Here is a 25,275-nt window from a genome sequence, read left to right as displayed (position 1 = left end):
TTTTCTTTAAACATTGAGACATCCATGCATTACAGAGTCTTGTGGCAGGCGCTCGCCTGCGTGTTCATAAGCAGCGCAGCGCACGCGCAGGCCCTGCAGTCGCCCACCACGGCCACCACGGCCACCAGCGTGCGCGCCATTGTGGTCGCGCAACAATCGGCGCCGTCGTTCCTGGAGAGCATCGCGGTCGGCCCTGACAACGCGCTGTATGTGACCGACTTCCAGGGCCGCCAGATCCTGCGCTACGCCGACGACAAGGGCTTTAGTGTGCTGGCGCGCTTAGACGTGCATCCCTGGGGCATGGTGTTTGACAGCGACGGCACGCTCTATTTCGGTGCGGCCGAACGTGGCATCAGCGACAAGAACTCGCCGCCCACTCAACTGGTCTACCGGATGGCGGGCGGTCAAGCGCCACAGCGGCTGCTGACGATCGACGATGCTAAGGCGCTCAACGGCATGACACTGCTGGCACCTGGCCGGCTGCTGCTGGCCGATGGCCGAGGTGGCACTATCTGGCACCTGGATGTGCGAAGCTTGGCGGTGTCGCGCTGGCTGCAGGACGATGCGCTCGACGTGCCGGCTGGCTTTGCGATGCCTACTCCGGCCGCCAACGGTTTAAAGATCCACGCCGGACATCTTTACATCTCCAACACCGCGCGTGGCACCATGCTACGCGTGCCGGTCGGTGCTAACCTGGCCCCAGCTGGTGCGGTGGAGGTGTTCGCGCAGCCAGTGCGTGCCGACGACTTTGCGTTCTCGCCCGTTGGCAATCTGTACTACACGACGCATCGCAAGGAGATCATGAAGATCACGCCCTCCCGAGTGGTGTCCGAGGTGCCAGGTATTGGCCCAGAACTCATTGGCAGTACAGCGCTGGCTTGGCGACAGGGCGACGATGGGCCCTTCGCTATCAATGACGGCGGCTTCATCGCGCACCACTGGTACGGCGGCCCGTCGCCAGCGGCATCGAACCTCGTGCGCCTGTATGGGCTGGATTGAACAAGAGGACCCCTTCGCCACCGCTTCGAAACTCGCATTCGCGAACTGCGGCTGTAGACAGGCTTGTCGCAGGAGGAATTTGCGGAGATGTGTGGGTTCTCGCGGACGTACATGTCGCGCATCGAAACGGGTGGAGTCAACTCGTCGCTGAATGCGATTGAGACCCTGGCCACCGCATTGCGGACTTCACCGGGCGCTCTGTTCATTGAGCTTTGAACGACTGACGGCCAAACTGCTGCCTTTTCGCAGCCACAGCCGCTGCCTTAGAAGGCGGAGGCGTTGGCTCAACCCTCAGGCCTTGCGTCACGCACAGCAGTTCCCGGTTATTGGCGTTCCTCTGTCTGCCACTGTAATCTGGGGTCAAGCCAGTTCATCCCCAAGCTGCGACGCTTTAGCGAGGCGTTGTAAGCAGGCCAGTTCGTTGTGTGGTATCTCGCCTGAGGTGGTTTGCTCATGTCCTAAGGCTAACAAGATCACACCCTCAGCAAGACCCGGAATGAGGAGTTATACAACAACGTCTTTTCAAGATATACCTGCGGTCCATCCTGATTTTTTTAGCGACTCTGAATCTTTTTTTAATATGCTGTGATGAGCTTGAAAGCTTCGCCGGATGGAGAAACCAGTACGTCACTGACTTCACAAGCCGTCAGCGTTAAACATTCATGCTTCCAATGGGGCAGCTCGGGCTCCCACTCAGACCAACTCAGGTCTGGCAACTGCGTCCGAGTGAAAGTCGTGAGTTCGTCGATAAGAACCATTTTTCCATTACTCAATGCCAACAAAGCATTCGTCTTTTCTACGCGTTTCTCGATTTTCTTCACTTTGCTTACCTGCTATGTCTTTTCCAATTAATCTAAAGTTACTACATTCCTAAGCCTGGCAGCCATGAATCCGGATGTTATGCTTTTGCCAAGCATGCACCTTATATTTAAATACACCTTGTTAATGGCCGCAACTGATCGTTTGGAGCTTTAAGTCGTTGTGACTTAAGTCCTGCATGCTGTACACATCACTGGTTTAGGCGCGTCAAGTCATGCCAACCAAGGTCGCTGGCATGGCAAGTCAATATTGCTCAGAATCGCAAATTTTTTACTCTGATCTTTGGCTGAGACATGTCACTGGATACTTTGATGTTCAGCTTGAATTGAAGCTTGCAGTTGGGCTTTGACGTGATCATCGCTTCCATGAAATGTTGTCCGCTGGACCTACATTCGATCCTTTGGCTGAATTTCTCAATGACGTCCCCGGATCAGAGCCATGGACAGCGGCGCTCGTTGTCGCAACGACTGCGTGAAGCCTCGGGGTCGCTCAAGTTGCGCATCACGCTCGGCAGCATCGCAGCGCTGGGCCTGAGCATCGCACTGACCTCGCTGGTGCTGGTGAGCCGCGCCGAACGCGCCATGCTCGAGTTCGAGCGCGAGCATGAGATGGCCGAATCGGTGCGTACTGCGGCCCTGCTATCCCGGCGCGTCGTGAGCCTGCAGCGTGCCCTGGCGTCCGTCGTCCCCCAACTCGACGCTGCCACCTTGGCCGACGGGCCGGCACTGATGCGCTTCGTCGAGCGTCAGCCGTTCCTGCGCAGCATGTTCCCCATGATGTACGTAGCCGACCTGCAGGGCCGGGGCCTGATCTACGCCGACGAGAAGGGCGGCAGCGTGCCGCGGATGAACGTGACCGATCGCGCGTACTTCCAGCGGACCCTGGCCGAGGGGCGACCCCAGATCTCCGAAGTGGTCCGCAACAAGTTGTCGCGTCAGCCAGTGGTCGTCTTCACGCAACCTGTCACGGAGAACGGCCAGGCCCGCGCGGTCTTGGCCGGTATCCTGCCATTGGACAACCGCGACCTGCTCGACGGCTTGGTCGAGAGTCAGGAAGGCAGCGTCATCTCGACCACCACGGTCGTGACCGACGATCGGGGCCTCGTGCTTGCGCATCCCGACCGCACGCGTGTGATGGGCAATCTGGTTAACGAGGCTCGGCTCTATGGCGCTTTTGCCGCCTGGCAGGCGCTGGGCTCACCGATCGAGCCTCAGGGCCTGATGGTCGCGCAGCCTGGCGAACTGGTCAGTGTCAGCGGCGTGCCAGGCCCCAACTGGCTGGTCTGGCGTGTGCGCAATGAACGCGCCCTGCTCGCGCCGCTGCACAACGCCCGGCGGGATGCCCTGCGCGTCGCCGTGATCCTCGTCATCTTGTTCTCTACCGTCCTGCTTGTGCTGTTGGGTTGGCTGCTGCGGCCGCTGGTGCAGTTGCAGGAGCGCGCGATGCACCTGTTCGACGGTACGCTGGCGCCGCGGGACGGCTGGCCTACGGCCGGTGGCGAGATCGGCAGCCTGGGCTGCGTGCTGCAACGCGTGGGCAGCGAACGCGCCGAGCTGGAGTCGCGCAATGCCGAAGTGCTCGGCCAGTTGCGCTCGGTCATGCGCGCCGCGCCCGCTGGTATCGCCATCGTGCGCGAGGGCCGCTTCGAACTGGTCGGCATCGCCTTTCATCGTCTGCTCGGATGGAACAGCGATCCGTTGATCCAGGAGGTCGACGATCCGCTGCTGAACCAACCCGTGGCGCGCATCTTCGCCTTGTCTACCGAGGCGGCCATGTTCGCGACGCTCGAGCAGGAGGCGTTCGTCCAGCAACGCGCCTACCTGGGCGAATGGCGACTGCAGCGCAGCGATGGCACGACCTTCTGGGCACGCGTGCACAGCAAGCCGATCGATGCCGCCGACGTCTCGCGGGGCGCCGTCTGGGTGGTCGACGACATCGACGAGGCACGGGCCGCGCATGAGGCTCTGACATGGTCAGCGACGCACGATCCACTCACCGGCCTGGCCAACCGCAGCATCTTCCGGCAGCGAGCCGAAGCGCTGATCGCGACCTCGGCCCAGGACCGACCAGCCGCCATCGTGTTCATCGACCTCGATCATTTCAAGCCCATCAATGACCTCGCCGGCCACGCCGTCGGCGACCTCATGCTGCTGGCCGTGGCCAAGGCCATGACGTCGCGCGTGCGCGGCAGCGATCTGGTGGCGCGCATGGGTGGCGACGAGTTCGCGTTGCTCCTGGAAGGCTGCGCGCACGACATCGCCTTGCGCATCGCGCGCGAGGTCCGCGACAGCATCGTGCAGATCGCCATGCCCTGGGATCAGGGCACATTGAGCGTGGGCGCGAGCCTGGGCGTGGCCAGCCTAACCGAGCACACTCGCGATGTGGATCATTGGCTAGAAGCGGCCGATGCAGCCTGCTACATCGCCAAGCAAACCGGGCGTGGCCGGGTGTATTCGGCCATCGATCCAGACGATTGCTTTGCAATCAAATAGGCCACAAGCGTAAGCGTACGGTCTGAACAGCATTGCTTTCGAGACGTGCGCGGTCAACGATGTGTCCGCAATGTTGAGCAGCGGACACACCCCAGACTGGACCAGCCCGACCGTGGAACGGGTCATGAGCAACGGCAAGCGCATCTTCGTGCTGGCCTTCAGGCGCTGGCTGGTCGAGCAGGCGCGCCAGCCCAGTGCGTCGGTAGCGGGCCTGGGTCTGCGCCACGGCATCAACGCCAATCAGCTGTGTCGCTGGATGCTGGTCGACCACAAGCTCGTGATCTTGCCCCCGTATTTCAGGACACGGTCTATTCGCGATGTGGCGCCTGTTCAAACTGAGCAAGGCGCTGTTGAGCAGCACGATGCTGCCTGAACTCCCTGGGTGATCTCATCTTTAGCGCCGAGTGTGGGTGGACTTCGTTGAAGTGCTCGAAGGCCACAGCCATTTGAGCCATTACCGTCCGTGCATCGGTCAGGTCCATCTGGCCGACGTAGTCACGCTTGAACGTATTGACGAAGCTCTCGGCCATCCCGTTGCTTTGCGGGCTGCACACGGGCGTGTTGATCGGTCGCAAGCCCAACTGTCGGGCGATCTGCCGCGTCTTGGCGGCGATGTAGGTGCCGCCGTTGTCCGAGAGGAACTCCAGGGCGTGAGCCTTGGGGATGCCCTCGACATGGCCAAAGCGCTTTTCCACCGCCTCAATGAGCATCTCGCGCACGGGCTCGCCTGGCAGGCCTTTGCCTTCCCAGGCCCGGTAGGCCAGGATCTCCCGATCGCAGCAATCTTTCGTGAAGGTCGCTGTCACGGTCTGACCCGAGTCTCACTTGATCTCGAAGCCGTCCGAGCACCAGCGCATGTCGCTTCGAGAGACGGCGACCTTGCCTTCGTGAGGCCGACTGGACTGGCTCCGTCTGGCAATGGGGCGGCTCAGCAGCGTAAAGCGTATTGAATAAGCGAAGACGATAGTGGTGCGAAGCTCTGGTTCACACCACTAGAGCGTGTTATGCATTTCCCGTGGCCGTCAGCAGTTTAATTGCCTTGGGCAACATGAGGATGGCGAAGCCCAGGAAGTGCAGTCCGCACAGCACATCGGGCAGTCGCTCGTAGTCCTACCTTCCTCATGACCCAGGACGCCCCGCAGCGCGAGCACAGCTTGCAGGAGGTCTTTAACGCCTTGCGATGGATCGTGCGGGCGGGCTCCCCCTGGAGATTGCTGCCCAACGGCTTTCCGCCCTGAGAGGCGGTCTATCAACAAAACCGCCGCTGGCTCGATGCGGGCGGCTCCGAGGCCATGGTCATGGACCTGCGCTCGATGATCCACTTTGCTTCCGATCGGCAAGGCCAGCCCAGTGCGGTGGTCCTGGATGGACGCATCCTGCAGTCGAGTTGCGAGAGCGGCCTGCGCAGTGGCTACAACGGCTACAAGCGCAAGCGCGGCAGCAAGGTGCACATGGCGGTCGACACGCTGGGCCATTTGCTGGCCGTACACGTGACGCCGGCCAACGCGCAGGAGCGAGCTCAGGTGTAAGAAAATTCGACTGTTTCGTTAGAGACGCCATAAAGGCTAAGCAAACTCCACACTAAACATAATTAAACTTGTATTATGCGCAACATGGTTAGCAAATGTCGGATTGGCGTCCAAAATGCTGATCAAGCTTATATGAAGATCAAACTGTGCTCGTATCAAGGCAGTTTGCTTCAGGAGTGCATGCGGTGTTGCTATCCAGCGGCAGCACTTTCAGCTTGGATGCGGATACGGGTGCGCAAACGTGATCTTGAGGCTTTCGAACGCTGACTGCTTCAGACGCGTTCGGGCACAGCGCCTGACCTGTAACGCTTCGCATCCTGTCGCACAAGCCGCCACAATTTCTTCCAGAGAGCGTCCGGCTGGTCGGGGTCGGCATGTTGACGCGGTCGGCCGCTATGCTTTGCATGCATGCCGCTGGGGCGAAGGCGATGCGGCTCAAGGATGCCTGAGCTACGGGTTCAGTGGTCGTCTGCACTAGGGACGTCGGTACACTGCCGCTGTTCGCGTAGCACTTGGTGGCCAGTGTCCTGGCGTCCTGGCGTGCAATGCTGCATGACCTAAAGCTCAACGCGCTTTTGTGAACCCTCTTTAGGTCACGCCGAACAGATGGCCGATCAGGCTAATCTTATGGCACAACCGCGATGGATGATCATGTGGTTTATAGGATTGGCTTGTCCTGAAGTAATAAAAAACTGGCTGTTGGATTGAGTCAAGTCACCGAGCAGATAATATGATTTGTAGATTGACTTCCTCGTACTCAGTCGAAAAATCCGGTTAACGCTGTACTATGTCGCTGAATGCATCAATCAAGTTGTTTAAAGAAGTAGCCAAAGTCGCCTCAAACACATCGGGTTGCTGTGCGGCTAATGCACGGTAGAGATCGTAAGCTTCCTGAGCTGTCGATAAAGCCGGCTCGTGTTGGCCCATGCTGCTTAGTATGAGGGCAAGACTGTGGAGCGATTGGGCCAAAGTAGTATTGAACACATCGGGATATTGCGCGGCCAGTCCATGATAAATAGTGACCGCTTCCTGTGCAGACGATAAAGCAGGTTCTCGCTGATCCAACCCGTTTTGGAAGTTGGCCAAGTTGTTCAAGGATCTGGCCAATTCCACTTCAAACACATCAGGTCGCTCTTCGGCTAGTGCGCGGTAGATATCGACTGCTTCCTGCGCGGCTGATAAAGCCGGCTCGCAATGTTTTAAACTATTGAGTGTGATGGCCAAGTTGCTGAGCGATTGGGCCAGATCAGCTTTGAAAACATCAGGTCGCTGAGCGGCCATTGCGCGACGGAGATCAATTGCTTCTTGCGCGGTTGACAAAGCAAGTTCGCTCCGACCTACGTCATTGAACCTGTTTGCCAAGTTGTTAAGCGATTGGGCTAGAGCAGCATTAAACACGTCTGGTCGCTGAGCAGCCAGTGCGCAGTAGAGATCGACTGCCTCCTGTGCAGCCAACAATGCGGGCTCGCGCTGACCCATGGCAAACAGTGTATTTGAAAGGGCGTTAAGGCATCCCGCAAGATAGGATTTGAATACAGCGGGTTGCTCTTCGACCAGTTTGCGACAAAGATCGACCGCCTCTTGCGCGGTTGACAAGGCTAGTTCTCGCAAGCCTATGTCGTAAAATTTGTTAGCCAGGTTACAGAGTGGCATGGCCAGATTGGCCTTAAAAATATCAGGTCGCTGTGCGGCTAGTGCACGGTAGAGAGTGACTGCTTCCTGCGCGGTCGACAACGCTTGGTCGCGATGGCCCAAGTCACTCAGTCTGCTGGCCAAGTTGTTCAGTGACTGAGCCAGAGCGGCATTAGCCACGTCAGGTCTCTGTACGGCTAAGGCGCGGTAGAAATTAACTGCCTCCTGAGCGGTCGATAAGGCTGACTCGTGCTGGCCTAACTCGCTGAATTTATTGGCTAGATTATTCAGCGATTGGGCCAGGGCAAAATTGAACACATCAGGTCGCTTCGTGGCTAATACTCGATAGAGATCAACTGCCTCCTGTGCTGTCGACAAGGCTGGTTCGCGTTGGCCTACGCCACTGAATCTATTGGCTAAATTGTTCAGGGAACTGGCCAGCTTAACCTTGAACACATCAGGTTGTTGTGCGGCCAACACGCGGAAGAGATCGACTGCTTCCTGCGAGGTTGACAAGGCCAATTCTCGTCTGTCCAAGTCGCCGAGTATGTTAGCCAAGTTACTCAGGGATCCAGCCAAAGCGTCCTTAGACTCTTCGGGTTGCTGTGCGAATAGCATGCGACGGAGATCGACCGCTTCCTGTGCGATTGACAAGGCTAACTCTCGTTGCCCCAGGTCAACGAATCTGTTTGCCAAATTGTTGAGAGACGTGGCCAGAACCGCATTGAACACGTCAGATCGCTGTGCGGCCAGTGCGCGGTGAAGATCAACTGCCTCTTGAGCAGTTGACAAGGCTGTTTCTCGCTGGCCTAGTCCGCTCAATCTGTTGGATAGATTAGTGAGCGACTGGGCGAGAGCAGCCTCAAACACATTAGGTTGCTGCGCGGCCAGTGTGCGGTAAAGATCGACCGCCTCTTGTGATGAACGAACAGCTTCTTCTCGGCGATCATTCATAGCCTGCGCGATACCTAAATTATTCAGCGCAGACGCTCTCGTTTCCAGTGGCGTCTCATCACTGGCGGTACACAAATCGTATAATCGCTGAGCCACCTGTAAGTTTAAATCCCTAAGTACAACACTTTCTGTCGGTAGGCTATTGTTTAGTGCCGCCAGTGCACTTTCATCATCTTTGATAGTTTGCGTAATGGCTTCAAGCCATGATAGCGGTGCGACCGATTTCTGGGAAAAGTCCTGTGTGCAGCGGATAACGGATTCCGCTACTGCTTGACCCACAGTAGCGTGGCAGCGCAGCACAGCCGACGTACCCGCATCTTGTTGCATCGTTCGTAAGATAAGCGCTTCGCCGATTAGGTCGGGTAACACAGGTGCAATCCCGTTGGCATGTGGCAGCGCTTCTTGTAACACGTCCGCCAGCGCTGCGGCGTCGCCACCATTCGAGCGGTTTATGGCCATCTTCTCTTCGTTGGCATAGCGCTCAAAAGTTTCTCGAGACATGCCTTGTGCCAGAGTGACGCATGCTGCCATGTGCTGCACTAATACTGGATTTAGGGAGGCAGCTTCGGCCAATTTCTTGAGTCGATCGGCTTCGCGCTGAGCTAATTCGTCCGCAAGATCGATACGATCCAAAGTCAGTGCCTTCGCATGGCCTACCCGAATCATCGCAAGCGCAGCCATCATCAAAAACAGTGGGTCACCTCCCCATGCAAGCTGCATGAGCGTGGTACGAAACGCTGGGTCGTCAAAGGGAATATGGAGGATGCGGTCCTCTCGACTGGCCTGCTCAAGCATAGCTTTGAGCAGCGCCAAACGCTCGTCAACCTGAGCGAGAGCGCGGATCGGCATTGGTTCGCTTGGATCGAGCAAGGCACGCTTGCCTGCAGCACCCCAACCGCCAGAGGCGAATACGGTGGTCCACCAGCCTGTGTCAGTATTAGCACTCCGCTCAAGCAAAAGAATACGCAAGGGTTGAGCAGGCGGATTTGTCCGATCAGCAAGTTCATCCAGCCACTTACTCAACATACGAGCGTGCTCGGCAGCGTAGTCCACCACGATCAATGTGGGCTTGCGCCATCCCCAAGCGCTGAGGTTCTGTTTTGAAAAAAAGCGATCTAACTCGGTGCGGGTGACAAAGCCAGCGTCCCAGCCCAAAGCGATGGCTTGTTCGCATAGTTCAAGCGCGATTCGTGTCTTGCCGCTGCCGCCCCCACCGACGATCACCCGAGCTAAAAGCGGCCGAGGGTCCCGGAGGTATGCATGCAGACTGGACAGTTCTGCCTCACGTCCAATCAAAGGAGTCGACAGGGTGTATGGCGAGAGTCGATCCAGGTCCTGTCGAATCTGTCGTCGAGCCAAATAACGTGTGAGCTCCAAATAAGGTTGGCCGGCAATCACTGTATTGTCATGGCCTTCTATCTGCACAATCGTATTGCCATTTCCGACAACGATCGACTCTTGGGACATCATGGTTCTCGGGAAACCTCGGAAATTTAGCTTACGCTGTTGCTTGAACCTGTGATCTGGACTGTCTTGTTGTTGTCGCCATAAGTGTTGGCTGTCTGAGTGACGTCGGTCTTTGACCCGGCTTCCTCGCCCCATTGTTTCAAGAACGCTGCTAGCTCGACATCAGCCTCCAGCGCCTTGCGCAGCTGCATGTTGAGGGCCCCCTGTGCTGCTACATCGCTAGGCTGTTGCGCCAGATCTTCCAACGCTTCCTTAGCTCCTCTGTGTCGCAAACGATCATTCAGCTTGTCAAACAGCATCTTGGCAGCCGAATCACCAATTTTTTCGGCCCCTTTGTCAATAGCTTTTTGCAGCAGTGGTGCAAGCACCGACACAGTTGAGGTTGCAAGGGCAGTCATAGTGGCAATATCTAGCATAAATTAGTCCTTTTTGGTTATCTTCAATTAAATACTAAAAACTTAGCTTCAAGAAAGTTTTTACTAAAAGTACCAGAGTACTAGAGGTGACATGCTCTGTGCCTGCCTAGCGCGGGCTCAAATGCGACGGGCCAATGTTTAATTCCTAGTCAACCGCATGCAGGAGCGCGAAGTAGCGTAATCTTAGGTCATTGCGTTGAGCCAAGGTCTGTGAAAAGCGCAACTTTCATTAATTCCCTGCCAACTTTGCGCCTGAGAGCTGATCTACTGATCCCACTGCGACTTCACAATCGTGCCTAGTGGTGAGAGTTTGAAGTTCGTACGCAGAACTCTGCGACGGACTGAAGGATCTGGTCGGCTGTTTTGGTCCAGACGAATGGCTTCGGATTCACGTTGTTGGTAGCCACGTAGGCACGGATGGCGTTCTCCAAGGCGCGGGTCGAGCGGAACCGCCCGCGCTTGAGCCTTCGTGCCGTGAGAACAGAGAACCAGCATTCCACCAGGTTGATCCAGGAGGCTGACGTCGGCGTGAAGTGCAGATGCACGCGCGGATGTCTGAGCAGCCAGCGTTGGATGATTGGACTCTTGTGAGTGCTGGCGTTGTCGAACACGAGATGCAGATCCAACTCGGCCGGCGTGGCACGCTCGACGGTCTGCAGGAAGTGACGGAACTCCACGCTGCGGTGGCGCCGGTGGACTTCGGCGATGACCGTGCCGGCCTTGACGTCCAAGGCGGCAAAGAGGTCGGTCGTGCCGTGGCGGATGTAGTCGTGGGTATGACGCTCGAGCTGGCCTAGTTGCATGGGTATGGCCGGTGCGGTGTCGCTGTGGGCCTGGATGGAGGGCTTCTCGTCCACGCACAGCACCAATGCCCGCTCGGGCGGATGCAGATAGAGGCCCACGATGTCTCGCACCTTGTCGACGAAGTACGGGTCGGTGGAGAGTTTGAAGCCCTCGGTGCGATGAGGCGCCAGGGCGAAGGCACGCCAGATGCGCGAGATGGTGGTCTGGCTCAGCCCCAGATGGGCCGCGAGCGTGCGGGTAGACCAGTGGGTGGCGTTCTCGGGCACGGTCTCCAGCGTCGTGGTAATCACCGCTTCGACCTGCTCGTCCAGGACCGTGCGCGGTGCTCCTGAGCGGGGCGCATCGTCGAGTCCGGCAACGCCGTGCTGAGCAAAGCGCCGGCGCCACTTCGATACCGTCATCAGGCTCAAACCCATGGCCTCGGCAATCGCCGTGTTGGTCGCTGCTGAATCGGCGCAAGCCAGCACGATGCGCACTCGCAGTGCCAGGCCCTGTGCTGTCTTGCCCCGACGTGCCCAGCTCAGCAAGACGGCTCGATCGGCCTCTCTCAACTCGATCGCAACGGCATGGGGTGTGGCCATGATGCGCTCCTCGGATGCTGTAAACAGCTGCCAGGGAAAACATTATAAGAGCTCATGCGAATCTTGCGTTCACACCATTAGGAGCGCTAAGGGTTGCGTTTATCGAAAGCGGAAACGCAAGCCGCTTTCAATGAGACGATGCGGTTGAGACTTACCGTTTGTTTGGCTATAGGAGTGGCGCGACACTCTTAAGTGCGTCCAGGCCGACCGCGACTGGTGTGTAAATCACTGGTGGCTCGTTGTGGACCGCTGACTTGTCGCTCAAAAAGTTTTGATAGTCGAAAGCCCCGGGCACGCCGGAGATGACGCTGCCATATTGGGTGTACGGCTTTTCTGCGGTGGTGAGCCACGTGCCGAGTGTCAGGTCGACAATGTATTCGCCACCCAAGGTGAGCCAGACGTGACCTCGGATGATCTCGGGGCGGGCCTCCATATCTTGCAGAAATTGGGCCCTGGTGTACGGGAACGCTTTATGGTCAGAATTGACCTGCACTCCCCCGATGGTCAGGTGACATGACATCGGAAGCCGCATATCTTCAATGTTGTTGCATGCGTGGAGGTGGGCGTTGCCGCACTGCGAACCAAGCGCCCAGAATTCTCCATCCCCCTTGATTTCGCCAACGTCTTCGCCGACGCCTGCATTCTTCAAGCCGGGAATGATGGCTTTTTCGAGTTCATAAACGGCCCTGCTACGTGCTCGCTCGTAGTTTGCAGGGGTCGATGTGCTGATCTTGTCTGCTCCTAACTGCAGTAGCCGCTTCTCCTTTGTGAAAGTGATGGCGGCCTGGAATGCCTGTTCGTACGCGGTCTGTGCGGATGTTGTCATTGATTTGTTGAAGCTGTCGGCAAGCCAAAGAAAACCCCCGCCGATATGACTCGACAGGGGTATAAATCCAGGGGGTTCTCACACCGCATCTGGCAGGATCTCACAGCGCAAGCACCGTGAAGGAAGGCCTCTCTGAGGAAAAGCCTTCGTTCACTGAGCCTAGTCAGGTCTACTTTCCCATCATTTTCTCAGTTAGTCGGTGTGGTTCGATGCCTCTATTTTGAGCACGACCACCTAGCTCATGACCAGCTGGACCAGGCTGTGTTACTTGGTGAACTCTTGCAGAATGTCGGTGCTGCGGTTGGCAGCGCGCAGCGGTCGCAGCCTGTCTTCCCGGTACTTGGCGTCTTGGGCTTCCGAGACACCAGCGCGCGACATCGACCTGCTGCTGCCGTATCGCTGGAACCCGGCTCGCTGAGCCTGATCACCGCAGCATCCGGCCGTCAACATGTGTTTGCTGGCCGCTTACCGACACCTTTCCCATACAGCGCGTTGAGAGGCGCCCCGGCAGTGCTAGCCCTCTCGCAGTCCCACTTTGTGAACCCGGTGACGCCAGTGTTGCTGTTGCTCCACCACACGGCAGCAAGTGCGTATGAAGCCCATCCGCCAGAAGCAAAGAACTGCTTGGCTGGCTGGCTGAGTGGAACTCTGTCACCCGGCAGGAAGAAGCCGACCGCGCAGATTTTTTCTCCACCGCAGAGCTTACTTACAGCTTGTTCGTTAGGTGGCTCGGTCTTGAGCCTTGGCGACTGCAATCTCCACAAACTTTGCCCTCAATCCGTCTGTCAGCCCACCAACTGCGTGCCAGTCCTGACTGCCAGATTCGCTGCATCCAGCAACTGCGCCCGCAACGGCGAGTACCGCTAGTATTTTCATTTCAGCAACCCACAGCTCTGAGACGCAAATTTGCTCTGCGCCAATGTCTTTTGAAGGGACCGGTCTGCGTTGAGCACGTCCTTGGCTGCGCTATCCATGGCAGCTTCAAAAATTCTGCCCAGCATGAAGTCAGCGGTGGGGCCACCCATCAGTGTGATGATGGCGATGGGTACTTCGCTTTCCATGTCGGCGGGATGAATCTTCTTCGCATCAAAGGCTGCAAAGAACCTCTTCCCGTTGTCGTAGCCTATCTTGAAATGACGATCCTGCTCTTTCTGGTCTGAGCTCAAGGCCGCGAGAGTTGAGCATCTGAAGGCTGACCAGGTTGCTTGGCCCATTCGTGCGAACTCCATGGAGCTCTGGGCAAAGGAGGCGACGGGAAGGGCAACCAGAGCCACGAGAAGAATTTTGGCAAGCATCGTTGAGGTCATAGAGGAAGAATTTCTAAGCTGTCGCGCGTGGCATCAAGCACGGCGTCATGGCGCAGGATGAAGACCTCATCCACGTTGGAAAAAGTGCGCGATGCTGTGAGCCAGCCATGGAGTAGAGGGGCGCACTCTGCGGTCTCAAGGCCAGGGAGCGACCAGTTGTCGTAGACCAAGACGGCGCGCCTATCGCAGCTCTGGTACTTGGCAAATTTCTGGACCTTCAATGTGACGAAATGGCTCATGGCTGCGAGCCAGTTTTGCCCGTACTCATCTCCGACAAAGGGTGTGCCGATTCCTTGGTATGTCTGGGCATCCAGCCTTGAGATTGGCTCGTCGTGGGGTGTCCTGGCGTCTAGAAGGCGAGGCACTAAGAGTTCACCGGAGGCCGCCGACAGCTTGCCTTGTTCAACATCAATCTTCGCTTCCACATGGCTCACAGCCTCCGTGTGCTCAATCCCTACGGTGCAGCCCCCCAATGAGAGGATGAAGTCAGGTCGTTCGGTACGAGTGAGCATCACGGGGAAGCTGTAGCGCCGCATGGGCAGGGCTTGCAGGAGTTGATGGATAGCCCACTGCTCAACTTGCCATGACTTGCGGCCAAGGTGGCGAGGAGTAACCTTGATATGCAAGGCTGCAACGGCATCCGCAAGTTGGACTTGATTGGTCGCAGTGAACAGTACCGTGTCAGCCTTCATCGTCATGCTCGGAAACCCCGTCCTTGGCTTGGGCATCGCAAAACGATGCTGGCCATAAATCAATTCCGGTCCAGTTAGACATCTCTGTTCCTATCGAAGGCGAGGCTGAACGCCAATTGCTTCAAATACTCGTTTGATGCTCATCTCTGAAGCTTCCTCCAAAATTGCGGGTGTTTCGTAGCGATGAACATAGTTAGCAAGGTGCTGCCCGATGTAACCCTTTTGTGTTTGTGACTCACGGTTGTCTTCCACTGCTTTGGCCAGAATTTCTGGGCCAGACTTCCCGGTCTGTCTCATGACACTGACGAAACTTTCCATCTCGCTAGTTGAGATGATAAAAATGCGTTCTAGTGGCAATACATCACCACCTTCTGCTGCGTCGGTCAACGAATCCGACCTTATGATTCGTCCGAGTCTCTCAGCGGTGTAAAGGTGAAGATCTGAGTTGGCAACTATTATTGCGTAAGTCAAACCACCTGTATACCAGGAAGCCGCTTGGTTTTGCACTGCAACCCTTCTTACTTGCTTGATGCCATCGCGAATTCTTTTGGTGGCGACTTTTAAAATTTCCTCATTGACTGAAAATAGGCTTCCATCGTTGTAGAGAGTCATTTTGGCTTCAACGAGCAAACAACCATCGTCAGATGGGATTATTGCTTCAACTTGAGAGCCTGCCGGAAATTCTTCAGATTGAGCTGCTTCCGAGATGTAGGGCTTGTCCAAAGACTGAACTAGGTCAACCACATATTCTTCGTGGATTATTGAATAGGCTCGGGAGTAATCTTGCCCATTTTCAGACAGCCGGATGTGCACTGCATCTTCCATCCCGCGTGAGAAGACAGCTTGGTGCCAAACACTTACTGTTTCATTTGTTCGTTGAAGCAACGGGAAACGACGAAAAATTGGAAACTCATAGAGCTCTGATGAGCCTCTGTTGTGCTGAAGATTCTTGTTTTGTAGTTCTGTCCGCAGGGTTATCGGGTCACGAGCCAACAAGTCAAAGAATGTGTTTATCGGTTGTGTGTAGCGAGGTGCTAAGCCAAAATACTTCCGTATGTTGAAGTGCATGTCGCCGTTGAGCACTGCTGAGTAAACAGCCATGCTGATGTCCATGAACGGCTCTGGTTCAATCCCCAAGCCCTCTACAAACATCTTTCGCGCTGGATGTTGAGGCGGTAGCCTTGAAATCAGCATTGGAGTTCTCATGAAGCTCCATGACGGCCTTTTTTGAAACTCCATTTGCCCTGCAAACATCTGGCGAAGCATCGCGTAGACGTTCACCTTCTGTCCTTCTGGTCGTGACAAGTTCCATAACTCGTTGCGGATGTAGTCAAATTGTTCCACTGATATCGGCGGATTGACTCGCATCGGAACCATATTGTCTTGAAACGCCCACTTAACTAGAAGTAAGGCTACCCATGGTGCCGAACGAAGCTCATGCTCTTTGTTCTTGGTCATGTGGTGATGTAAGGATGTCAGAGCTGCATCAATGATTGACAACGCATTGAATCGTCTAAGTTTGTTGCGGATGCGTCTGTACTCTGCGTCAATATCGCGCTTGTCTAATACCGCAGTACGTCCAATCTCAATCGCGTAGTTGGAGGCAAAAGAACCGAATTTTCCAGCACTGTATGGCAGCTTCAAGTTGTCTCCGCAGATCAAAAAACAGTGTTAACGCGAAAGATTTTTCCTGACTTCATTCCTGACCTCTGCGAGTTGAGGTGCAAAACGCTGAGTATTCTGCGGGACTTCATCAAGCATGAAGTAGCGGCGAAAACGAATTTCAACAATCGCAGGGAGTTGCCTGCGAAAAATTCGCTTCAATGAGCCAACTGATTGGTTCTGGCCCTCAGCATGAAGAAGTTTGCGCTGGCGTCTTGCAACTGCCTCAATGCCTTTAGAAGTACCGTTCTCGCTGAGGTAGCTAAACATCAAGTCTCTCCACCAGTCGTTGGCCGTGACGATTGCCATAGAGCCATGTTGCAGCTTGCGGTTCTTCCAGCTTCCCATGGCATGCCCAATGTCGGTTGTCTGAAGGAGCGTGCGGTAGAAGTCCCGAAAGTGACCAAGAAGCTCGGCAGGGTCTACTCGGTCAGATGGACCAATCAAGCCCAAGCAGGGGGCACCTTTGCCAGTATCAATGCCGCTCACGATGTTCGCGCCGTAGCAGGTGGAGACAACCACGAAAAGCTGGAACCCGCATGCCTCGTTTATAGGCCGCAGCAAGTCACACAGGTCCTCCCAGCTCAACTCACTGCCGTTGGCGAAATACAAGCCGTCATCGCTTGAACCATGGCACTCAATATGTAGCCACGGGAGGTGGCCAGCCTTGCTCTTCTCGAGCACCCCCGCAGCAACGTCACGAAAGCCTTGGACACCAGCGCATGTGAACAACCCCAAGGGAAGGGCGAACGGCGAATCCTCAACAACCGGCTAAAGGTACTTAAAGAGCTCAGTGCCAGTTTTCAGTTCATGGTCCTCAAGCGACTCAACGATGTAGAGGCGGTTGAATCGTAGGAAGTCCATCGGACGGCATCATAGGAGCTACCCTATGGTCGCCAAGGTCTGTGCTGAGCATGTGAAGGTGTCGCATAGCCAGCGGTGCTCCCAGATGGCGATAAGTTCTAAGTACTTGAAGGCGCCCAATCGAGCGAAAGTTGCGAATTTCCAATAGTCGGGTGGGCACCATGTTCCTCCCTAGGTCGCATGCACTATGCCACCAAATATCCGTTCTGTTCTCGCAAATTGATTCGTCGCGCCAGCGGCTTCAGGGCACTGCTGACATAGAAGCTTTTGCGTTCGCTAAAAGCGTGGTGTGTCGCAAAGCGGCCCTGGGTGCAGCACCGCAATCAATCTCCAGCCATATTTCGCAATTCAAGTTTCGACGTCTGCTTCTGCCCCGAAAGCTGCCGTCGACGTTTTGTTCAGTATCTACGGTAATCGCTGCTAAGTACCCACTTCAATTCACTGCTAACGCCTGAGCATTCATTCCACTACCCATTTAAACTTCCTGCCTTCCTGCCTTCCTGCCTTCCTGCCTTCCTGCCTTCCTGCCTTCCTGCCTTCCTGCCTTCCTGCCTTCCTGCCTTCCTGCCTTGGAGGGGTATGGTGGTCATCCCGTTAGCGGATTTGGTGTTTCGGGCTGGTCGTGAGCCTTTGACGGTCCCATCCCGCTATCCTTGGGTGCTGTCCTGGCCCTGCCGCCTCCCTCCTCTTCCACCCCGTATGCCCACCGAACGCCTGCCCGCCCTGGGTCACGATGGCAATGCCTATGTCGTGGTCCGCAAGACGCCGGGCCTCCCGGCCATCTCCCGCCGCGACAGCCAGTACGACATGGCCCGCTACCAGCTCAGCGCCGGCGAGGAGCTCGCGCCCACGGGCGAGCCGCAGACCTTTCGCACCGCCGACGGCAAGATCGTCCTGACGCTCATCGCGAACTGATGGATCGGCTCCAACCACGAGGTCGTCGAAATCAGGACGCTGTGCGGATGCTCGCGCCGCTCTCGGTCATCCTGAAAAGTCGGGGTGCTTGCTGAACACGTCGGCGAGCATGTCGACGAAGCTGCGCACCTTGTAGGCAATGTGACGGTGGGCCGGATAAACCGCGTGCAATGGGATCACGGGCAACTGCCATGCCGTCAGCACTGGAACCAGGGTTCCCTCCCTCAGGGCGGGCCCGACGACGAAGGCAGGCTCAAGCGCAATGCCTGCACCGCCAAGCGCCGCGGCCAGCAGGGTCGGGCCGTCGTTGCATTCGAGCTTGGGCTGAATGGGCACCTCCACCGTCTCCTTGCCCTGGCAGAAATGCCACGCGTGACCCCAACGCAGTTCGGAAAAGTGCAAGCACGCATGGGCTGTCAACGCCTGGGGTGTCTCGGGGATGCCATGGCGCGCGAGATAAGCCGGTGCCGCGCAGGCGACGATCGGTGAGGTGCCGATCCGGCGCGTGACCAGATTCGGCTCAAGCGTGAGTGCTCCGCGAATCGCCAGGTCGTAGCCACCACCCACCAGGTCCACGCTCGCCGTCGACAGTGACAGCGCGATGGCCATGCCAGGATGGGTGTCCAGATAGGCTGTCACCACGGGGGCCAGATGATGGACTCCCAGGTCGGGGGGCGCCGCGATGCGCAGGCGACCAATGGCTTCGGTCTGAAACGACCGCGCAACGCGCTCGGCTGCGCAGACCTGCTCGGTGAAGCCGGCCAGTGCCGCTCGGTAGGCCCTGCCGGCCTCGGTCAAGGTGACCGCACGCGTGGAGCGCTGAAACAGCCGAACGCCCAGGCGCTTTTCCAGGCCCAGGATCTGAGCGCCGATCGTGGCACGCGCCACGCCCAGTGCCAACCCGGCTGCAGTGAAGCTCGAATGCTCGGCGACCGCCAGGAATGCCATGACGCCAGCCATCGGATCCACGGGCTTCATCTGAACGATCTATTTGACAGTGATGGCCGATTATTGAGCTTATCGCCAGCGTGACGGAAGACAAGAATGGCATCCCCTCCACTCCTGCACCCCTCGTCATGGCTGAGCACCTCTGGTTCACCACCGCGCATCTCACGATCTTGCTGCCCAAAGCGCACACAGCGAATGGCATCTCGCTGATCGAACATCACATGGCAAAGGACTTTGCCATTCCGCTGCACGTCCACCATGACGAGGAAGAGAGCTTCTACATGCTCGACGGTCAACTGCGGCTGCAGATAGGCAATGCCATTCACACACTGAGCGCTGGGGAGGCCGTGTGCCTGGCCCCTGGCGTGGCGCATTCATTTCGGATCGTGTCCCCACAAGCGCGCTTCCTGACCCTGACGAACGGACGTTTCGAAGACATGATTCGCAGTTTGGCGCGACCGGCCGAGAAACCCGAACTGCCACCTCAGGATGAGCCCACAGCCCAACAGATCCAGACGCTCATCGACGCCTGCCAGCGTCATGGGATCGAGTTCATCGGGCCACCTGTCGATTGACACAACGGGTGAAGGGGTCGCGTGATGGTGGTGTTGCACAAGCCCATAGCACGCTGCATTGACCCTAACCAAAGACGACGTTACGCCGCACGCACCGTCTCAGGTAGCGTTGACGGCACCGATCAGCTCGTTCGTCGCAGAAGCGACGTACCGCCCGCTGGGCACTCAGGTGCAGGTGTCGGTGGGCCTGGCCGGGCGAGACGGTCCCGGTGTCGGCCAAGCCGTGCTGCTGCAGGCAAAAGACAGCAGCCCCGGCGTAAGCGTCCGGGCAAGGCATCCCTCGGCAATGCGACCTGGCTCGGCGGCGAGTACCTGCTCATAAGCCTTGTATTCGTCGCGCACCAGCGTGCCGCGCCAACCCGGTGTCTGGTCCGGGTCATCGTCGGCCTTGCCAAGGAAGGCGCTCGGGTACTGCGCATTGCGTCCAAGGCAGAAGTCGTAGACCACGCCCGGTGCCGCATCGAAGGCACTTCGCGCATACGCCCGACGTAGGCCCGTCGGGTCTTGCCGGCGCCCGGGTCCAGCATGGCCACGGGCGTCTCGTCGGCGTGCAGTACCCGGCTGGAGAGCACGAAGCGCTTTTGCGCGACGAACAGCGGCTCCAATGCTGCACCACCCTGACCGAACCAGCTTGCCAGCGTCGAGCGCGGAGCATGCACCCCCGAGCGGGCGTTGATGGACTCCTGGCGGTAGTACGGTACGTGGTCGACGAAGCGGCCGATCAGCGTGTGGGCGACCAGGCCTGCGGCGGGTATGCCGCCGTCGATGATCTGCGCCACGGCCGCCTCCTGCACCAGGCACTGGCAGCAGCGGCAGGCCCACTTGCCGTACACGTGGAGATGCACGAAGAACTCGGCCGGAACGATGTCCAGGCGCTCGCTGACGTCCTCGCCCACGCGTGTCGTCGGCTTGCCGCAGCCTTGGCTGGGGCAGGTGGTGTCCGTGGGCTCGTGGTGGTGCTCGACGTGACGCAGATGATCGGGCAGTGGCTGGCGACGCGGCCGTGGTTGACGCAACGCGCAGGGGTGTGCGGCAAGAAAATATCCCGTTTATTTCGTGAAGTCCGGATCGGCCTGATCGCGCGCGAGGTTGTCGATCATGATGAGCAGTGCCCTGCGCACCGTGGCGATCTCGCGATCGCTAATGCCTTCAAGCGCCAAGGCATTGACTTCCTGCGCCAGTGGCACCAGCTCATCCTGCAGCTTACGACCGTAAGGTGTCAGCTGGACGTAGATGTTCTTGCGGTTCTCGGGCCGTTGCTCCAGGGTGACGTACCCGAGCGATTCCATGGCCCGCAAGGCGATGACGGTGGTGGGCTCCATGACGCCGGCCTCGACGCTCAGTTCGCGTTTGGTGATGCCGTCGCGTTCCCACAGGATGCGCAGGAAGGTCCAGTGGCCCGGCAGCACGTGATGCTCGGCCAGGCGCGACTGGAGCGAACGCATGAAACCGCGCGTGGCGTCCTTCACCAGATGCGCCATCCGGTCGTTGGGAACGGCGTCGTGCCAGCGGCGCAGAACCCGTGCGGCGACTTCGGCTTCGTGCTTCTCGGCTGATTTGGACAAAGGCGAAAAAGAGGGAGTGGAGGATCGTTCCTATTGTGTCAGTTGCCTCATGCCGGAAGCTCCACGTCCTGGTTCGAGCCGGCCGAGGCCAGCAGCGCCAGGCAGACGGCGAGCGTCGAGCGGGCCCACGCGCCGTCGTGCAGCGGTGCCCGGCCGAGCACGATGGCGTCGAACAGCTCGTCGATCACCTCGAAGCGCGGGACGGGGGGCGCGGTCAATGGCCGCTGCGCCTTCTCGCGATCGCCGTAGACCCAGGTGCCGTCGGGCATCGGCCGCACGTCACCCCGCTCGCACGACACCACCACGGGCCCGAAGTGCTGGTGCCAGCGCCCGCCTGCATCCGGCGGCTGCGGCACGTAATCCGCGCCGCCGTAGGTGGCCGCGGCCTTGAGGCGCGCTTCGTCCTGCGCGGAGTCCACCGCCGCCAGTCGCCGACGCGCCGCGCCATGGGCGTCGGGCGACTTGGCCGCACCCATCTCGCCGATCCAGCCACACCATTCGTCGGAATCGAAATGCCCGTAGCCGCTGTAGCCCAGGCTGGCGAAGGCGCCGTCGTCGAACCACATCAGGGCCGAATAGGCGCCCTGCGTCGGGCGCGTCGGGTCCCAGTCGCCGGTGACGGCGCGCACCCGCGTGACCGCCGATCCGGCGAGCAGCCGCACCACGTCGACCTGATGCGCGGCCTGACTGAAAACCACGCCGCCGCCCTCCTCGGTCCGCAGCTCCTCGGGCCGCCGCGGCCGATAGAGGAAGTCGGTGTAGTTCAGCGCCTGGATCATGCGCACCCGCCCGACTTCACCGCTGGCGATGATGTCGCGTGCCTGCAGGTACGGGGAATCGAAGCTGTGGCAATGGCCGACGATCAGCCGCACGCCGGCCGCGCGGCAGTCCTCGATCATGGCATCGCACTCGGCCAGCGACAGCGCCATCGGCTTCTCGACCAGGACGTGCTTGCCGTGACGCGCGGCGATCCGGGTCTGCGCCGCGTGGAACTGGTGCGGACTGGCGATGTAGATCGCCTCGACCTCCGGATCGCCGGCGAGGCCTTCGATGTCGGCATGGACCGGCGCGTCGAAATCGCGCGCGAACCGGGTGCGGGCCTCTTCGCGCGGATCGCAGGCAGCCACCAGCCGCACCCGGCCGTCCTTCAGCAGGGTCGGCAGCATCAATGTGAAGGCCCGGCCCAGACCGGCGACACCCAGGCGGATCTGCCGAGGCGCGGGCACGGACGCAGGCACAGGCGCGGTCACAGATCGAGCACCAGTTCAGGCGATCTGGCGCGCGAGACGCAGATCATGATCTGGCGCTCCACCTCCTCGGGCATCAACACCATGTCGCGGTGATCGGCCTCGCCGCCAAGCAATCCCGTGCGGCACGTGCCGCAGGTACCGCTCTCGCACGACGACGCCGTGTCGCACCCGTGCTCGCGCAGCACCGAGAGGATCGACTGGCCCACCGGCACGTCGTATTCGCCGCCGCTGCGCGCCAGCTTGACCTTGAACGGCCGGTCGTCCGGACGCACGCCGCCGCCCTCGTTGAAACTCTCGAAATGCACGTTGGCCGGCGACCAATGGCCGGTCATGTCGCGCACGGCCTCCATCAGCGGTCGCGGGCCGCAGCAGTAGACATGTGCCGTGTTCGGCTTCTCGAGCGCCGGCCACAGATCGAAGGTGCGCGCCGGATCGCCCTGGTCGTGATGGATGCGCACCTGTTTCTTCAGTTCCGGCTGGCTCAGATCGTCCAGGAACGCGGTACCGGCCGGCGACCGGGTCAGGTAAAACAGCTTCCACGGCGCCGGCGGCAACTCGCCGAACGAACGGATCATCGACAGGATCGGCGTGATACCGATGCCGCCGGCGATGAACAGGTAGCCCTTCGCCTTGTCGACCAGGGGGAAGGCGTTGTCGGGCACGGAGGTCGGCAGGGTGTCGCCCTCCTTCACGTCGTCGTGCATGCTGACCGAGCCGCCCTGTCCGGCGGCATCGCGCTTGACGGTGATGACGTAGCGATCGCGCTCGGCCGGATCGTTGGACAGCGAATACTTGCGCATCGCGCCGCTGGGCGTCTGCACCTTCACGTGCGAGCCGGGCGTGAACGGCGGCAGCTCGCTACCGTCGGGCTGCACCAGCTCGAAACTGCGGATGCCGTCGGCGACGTCGTAGGCGCGGGCGACGCGCAGCGGCATCTGGGTATCGGCGTGGGTCTGGATGTCGGTCATGGGCGCCCTTTCACTCGGCCTTCAGGTTGGCGCGGCCGGCGGCATCGGTGACGCGCGCGGTCTCGCTCTTCAACGCCTGCGCGAGCTGCTCGGGCGAGCCGCCGACCGGGTCGACGCCGGCCAGACGCAGCTGCTCGATCACGTCGGGCCGCTTCACGATGCGGGCGATCTCGCCGCTCACGCGCGAGATGGCGACGGCCGGCGTGCCCGTCTTCGCAAGCACCGCGACGTTGAAGGCGAATTCGAAACCCGAGATCTTCTCGGCCAGTGCCGGCATCTGCGGCGCCAGCGGCGAGCGGGCGGCGCCGTTCGTGGCCAGCAGCTTGGCTTGGCCGGCCTTGACGAAGCCCATGAGCGACGGCGGCGAGGCGAACACCATGTCGACCTGGCCGCCGATCATGGCCGGCACCGAGTTGGCGCTGCCGCGGAACGGCACGTGCGTCATGACGATGCCCAGCTTCGAACCCATGGCCTCGGTCGTCAGGTGGTGGATGCTGCCGGTGCCCGAGGACCCGTAGTTGAGCGCGCCGGGTTTGGCCTTGGCCAGCGCGATCAGCTCGTCGAGCGTGTCGGCCTTGACGCTCGGGTTGACGGCCAGGAACAGCGGGGCCTTGCCGACCAACGAGACCGGCACGAAGTCGGCGATCGCGTCGTAGCTCATCTTCTTGATCAGCAGCGGCGTGATCGACAGCATCGGACCGTCGGTGACCAGCAGCGTGTAGCCGTCGGCCGGCGACTGGGTCAGCGTGGAAGCCGCCGCGGCACCGCCGGCGCCCGGCTTGTTCTCGACGAACACCGACTGGCCCAGCGCTTCGCCGAGCGGCCGCGAGAGGATCCGCGCCACGGTGTCGGGCAGGCCCCCCGGCGAGTACGGCACCACCAGCTTGATCGGGCGCGAGGGAAAGGCGTCGGCATGTGCCGATGACGCGATGCTCAGACAGGCGATGGCGGTCGAGGCCGCCAGCCAGCCCAGGGTTCTGCGTTTCATGGGGATGTGTCTCTTTTTTTGGAGTGGGAGCGTCAGATGCTGTAGGTCTCGTAGGTCGCGGGATGGAACAGTTCCTCGACCGGGACCTCGCGCGACGACAGGCCCTGGGCGTGGTGCGTGCGCACGAAGGCTTCGAGCGTCCGGCGTGCCGGAGCGACGCCGTAGCACCAGAAGTCCTCGCCCATGGTCTCGCGCGCGGCCTGCAGCTGCTCCTCGACGAAGGGCAGCGTCACCTTGGTCGCCGACGTGTCCGAGAGCAGCTGCAGCGCCGCCGCCTTCGACTGCGTGAACGCCTTGACGAGCGCACCCGGCAGCCACGGATGCAGTTCGGCCAGCTCCTTGCGGATGGCAGCGACATGCATGATCGGAAACACGCCCGTGCGGCGGAAATAGTCCTTGGCGACGGCCGTCGGATCGTCGAACAGCCAGCCGATGTTCGGGTTGGCGAGCGCGGCGCGGCTGGGGGGTCGGGGGGCCATGAAGCCGTCGATGTCGCCCCGGTCGAGCAGCTCGGAGATCGTCGTGTCTGCCGGCGCCTGTTCGATGCGGATATCGCCGGGCAGCTGCAGCTTGACCTTTTCGGGTCGGCCGGGCGTCTCGATGCCGCCGCGCACCCAGGTCACGTCCGAGGGAGACACGCCGAAGTCGTCCTCCAGGATCGCGCGCGCCCAGACGTTGGCGGTGAGCTGGTATTCGGGCAGGCCGATGCGCTTGCCCTTCAGGTCGGCCGGCTGGCCGATGCGGTCCTTGCGCACGTAGATCGACGTGTGGCGGAAGGCCCGCGACAGGAACACCGGTAGCGCGATGTACGGGCACTCGCCGCGCGAATGCTTGACCAGGTAACTGGAGAACGAGAGTTCGGTGACGTCGAAGTCGACGCTGCGCATGGCGCGGAAGAACATCTCCTCCGGGTTGAGCAGCATGTAGACCGGATCGACACCGTCGATCTGCACCCGGCCGTCGAACAGCGCCCGCGTGCGGTCGTAGTCGCCCATGGCGACGGAGAGCTGGAGCTTGCTCAT

21 protein-coding genes and 3 pseudogenes are annotated in these 25,275 nt (G+C 59.4%); 7 read left to right on the top strand and 17 right to left on the bottom strand.

Translation table 11 applies throughout. The annotated features are described in order from the left end of the window. Positions 1 to 24: 24 nt before the first annotated feature. Together ABID77_RS16770 and ABID77_RS16765 are read left to right on the top strand one after the other, a co-directional pair. On the top strand, positions 25 to 999 hold the full coding sequence (locus ABID77_RS16770) for an SMP-30/gluconolactonase/LRE family protein (protein WP_429598189.1): 975 nt from the start codon (positions 25 to 27) through the stop codon (positions 997 to 999). Between the two features lie 63 nt (positions 1,000 to 1,062). After that, a complete protein-coding gene (locus ABID77_RS16765) occupies positions 1,063 to 1,215 on the top strand; it encodes a helix-turn-helix domain-containing protein (protein ID WP_429598187.1) in 153 nt (50 codons plus the stop codon). 359 nt (positions 1,216 to 1,574) lie between these two features. Here ABID77_RS16765 and ABID77_RS16760 read toward each other — a convergent pair whose 3' ends face one another. Then, positions 1,575 to 1,820 carry a hypothetical protein gene (locus tag ABID77_RS16760; protein WP_429598185.1) on the bottom strand — a complete coding sequence of 82 codons (246 nt, stop codon included), beginning with the start codon at positions 1,818 to 1,820 and terminating at the stop codon, positions 1,575 to 1,577. A gap of 336 nt (positions 1,821 to 2,156) precedes the next feature. Here ABID77_RS16760 and ABID77_RS16755 point away from each other — a divergent pair, with 336 nt between their 5' ends. Continuing rightward, positions 2,157 to 4,310, top strand: coding sequence for a sensor domain-containing diguanylate cyclase (locus ABID77_RS16755; RefSeq protein WP_429598183.1), 2,154 nt, complete (start codon positions 2,157 to 2,159; stop codon positions 4,308 to 4,310). Positions 4,311 to 4,434: 124 nt separating this feature from the next. Further along, positions 4,435 to 4,683, top strand: coding sequence for a transposase (locus ABID77_RS16750; RefSeq protein WP_429598181.1), 249 nt, complete (start codon positions 4,435 to 4,437; stop codon positions 4,681 to 4,683). Here the strand turns inward: ABID77_RS16750 and ABID77_RS16745 are convergent. Further along, positions 4,619 to 5,206, bottom strand: a pseudogene (locus tag ABID77_RS16745) (integrase core domain-containing protein); the annotation flags it as partial. The gene ABID77_RS16750 and the pseudogene ABID77_RS16745 overlap by 65 nt on opposite strands. Positions 5,207 to 5,428: 222 nt before the next feature. Here ABID77_RS16745 and ABID77_RS16740 point away from each other — a divergent pair. After that, positions 5,429 to 5,836: pseudogene (locus ABID77_RS16740) on the top strand (transposase); the annotation flags it as partial. Positions 5,837 to 6,613: 777 nt separating this feature from the next. Here ABID77_RS16740 and ABID77_RS16735 read toward each other — a convergent pair. The 8 genes from ABID77_RS16735 to ABID77_RS16700 form a co-directional block, all read right to left on the bottom strand. After that, complete coding sequence (locus ABID77_RS16735) at positions 6,614 to 9,895, bottom strand: tetratricopeptide repeat protein (protein ID WP_429598179.1); 3,282 nt, start codon at positions 9,893 to 9,895, stop codon at positions 6,614 to 6,616. A gap of 23 nt (positions 9,896 to 9,918) precedes the next feature. Beyond that, positions 9,919 to 10,308 carry a hypothetical protein gene (locus ABID77_RS16730; protein ID WP_429598177.1) on the bottom strand — a complete coding sequence of 130 codons (390 nt, stop codon included), beginning with the start codon at positions 10,306 to 10,308 and terminating at the stop codon, positions 9,919 to 9,921. 296 nt (positions 10,309 to 10,604) lie between these two features. Then, positions 10,605 to 11,693, bottom strand: a complete 1,089-nt coding sequence (locus ABID77_RS16725) for an IS630 family transposase (protein ID WP_429598175.1) — start codon at positions 11,691 to 11,693, stop codon at positions 10,605 to 10,607. A 166-nt stretch (positions 11,694 to 11,859) separates the two neighbouring features. After that, positions 11,860 to 12,519 carry a hypothetical protein gene (locus ABID77_RS16720; protein WP_429598173.1) on the bottom strand — a complete coding sequence of 220 codons (660 nt, stop codon included), beginning with the start codon at positions 12,517 to 12,519 and terminating at the stop codon, positions 11,860 to 11,862. 872 nt (positions 12,520 to 13,391) lie between these two features. Continuing rightward, a complete protein-coding gene (locus tag ABID77_RS16715; RefSeq protein ID WP_429598171.1) occupies positions 13,392 to 13,814 on the bottom strand; it encodes a hypothetical protein in 423 nt (140 codons plus the stop codon). 8 nt (positions 13,815 to 13,822) lie between these two features. Next, entirely contained in the window at positions 13,823 to 14,518 is a 696-nt protein-coding gene (locus ABID77_RS16710) for a hypothetical protein (protein WP_429598169.1), read from the bottom strand. Between the two features lie 90 nt (positions 14,519 to 14,608). Next, on the bottom strand, positions 14,609 to 16,162 hold the full coding sequence (locus ABID77_RS16705) for a hypothetical protein (RefSeq protein WP_429598167.1): 1,554 nt from the start codon (positions 16,160 to 16,162) through the stop codon (positions 14,609 to 14,611). A 27-nt stretch (positions 16,163 to 16,189) separates the two neighbouring features. Beyond that, complete coding sequence (locus tag ABID77_RS16700; RefSeq protein ID WP_429598166.1) at positions 16,190 to 16,792, bottom strand: hypothetical protein; 603 nt, start codon at positions 16,790 to 16,792, stop codon at positions 16,190 to 16,192. Between the two features lie 951 nt (positions 16,793 to 17,743). Between ABID77_RS16700 and ABID77_RS16695 the strand changes: the two genes are divergently transcribed. Then, complete coding sequence (locus ABID77_RS16695) at positions 17,744 to 17,959, top strand: hypothetical protein (protein WP_429598164.1); 216 nt, start codon at positions 17,744 to 17,746, stop codon at positions 17,957 to 17,959. 66 nt (positions 17,960 to 18,025) lie between these two features. Here the strand turns inward: ABID77_RS16695 and ABID77_RS16690 are convergent, their stop codons facing one another. Beyond that, positions 18,026 to 18,919, bottom strand: coding sequence for a LysR substrate-binding domain-containing protein (locus tag ABID77_RS16690; protein ID WP_429598307.1), 894 nt, complete (start codon positions 18,917 to 18,919; stop codon positions 18,026 to 18,028). Positions 18,920 to 19,035: 116 nt separating this feature from the next. Between ABID77_RS16690 and ABID77_RS16685 the strand changes: the two genes are divergently transcribed. After that, the gene (locus tag ABID77_RS16685) at positions 19,036 to 19,482 is read left to right on the top strand and encodes a cupin domain-containing protein (RefSeq protein WP_429598162.1); all 447 of its coding nucleotides are present in this window, start codon (positions 19,036 to 19,038) and stop codon (positions 19,480 to 19,482) included. A gap of 165 nt (positions 19,483 to 19,647) precedes the next feature. Here the strand turns inward: ABID77_RS16685 and ABID77_RS16680 are convergent. The 6 genes and pseudogenes from ABID77_RS16680 to ABID77_RS16655 all read right to left on the bottom strand — a co-directional run bounded on the left by ABID77_RS16680 (position 19,648) and on the right by ABID77_RS16655 (position 25,275). Further along, positions 19,648 to 20,378 (bottom strand): annotated as a pseudogene (locus ABID77_RS16680) (IS66 family transposase). Positions 20,379 to 20,531: 153 nt separating this feature from the next. Continuing rightward, complete coding sequence (locus ABID77_RS16675) at positions 20,532 to 20,963, bottom strand: MarR family winged helix-turn-helix transcriptional regulator (protein ID WP_429598305.1); 432 nt, start codon at positions 20,961 to 20,963, stop codon at positions 20,532 to 20,534. A 131-nt stretch (positions 20,964 to 21,094) separates the two neighbouring features. After that, complete coding sequence (locus ABID77_RS16670) at positions 21,095 to 22,273, bottom strand: Gfo/Idh/MocA family protein (RefSeq protein ID WP_429598160.1); 1,179 nt, start codon at positions 22,271 to 22,273, stop codon at positions 21,095 to 21,097. A gap of 20 nt (positions 22,274 to 22,293) precedes the next feature. Further along, a complete protein-coding gene (locus tag ABID77_RS16665) occupies positions 22,294 to 23,265 on the bottom strand; it encodes a PDR/VanB family oxidoreductase (protein ID WP_429598158.1) in 972 nt (323 codons plus the stop codon). 10 nt (positions 23,266 to 23,275) lie between these two features. Continuing rightward, a complete protein-coding gene (locus ABID77_RS16660; protein WP_429598156.1) occupies positions 23,276 to 24,253 on the bottom strand; it encodes a Bug family tripartite tricarboxylate transporter substrate binding protein in 978 nt (325 codons plus the stop codon). Positions 24,254 to 24,285: 32 nt separating this feature from the next. Then, positions 24,286 to 25,275: an ABC transporter substrate-binding protein gene (locus ABID77_RS16655; RefSeq protein ID WP_429598154.1), complete on the bottom strand. Its 990-nt coding sequence runs from the start codon at positions 25,273 to 25,275 to the stop codon at positions 24,286 to 24,288.

It is taken from the genome of Variovorax sp. PvP013, assembly GCF_050435945.1.
GTDB lineage: Bacteria > Pseudomonadota > Gammaproteobacteria > Burkholderiales > Burkholderiaceae_C > Variovorax.
This window is presented reverse-complemented; position numbering and strand designations above follow the sequence as displayed.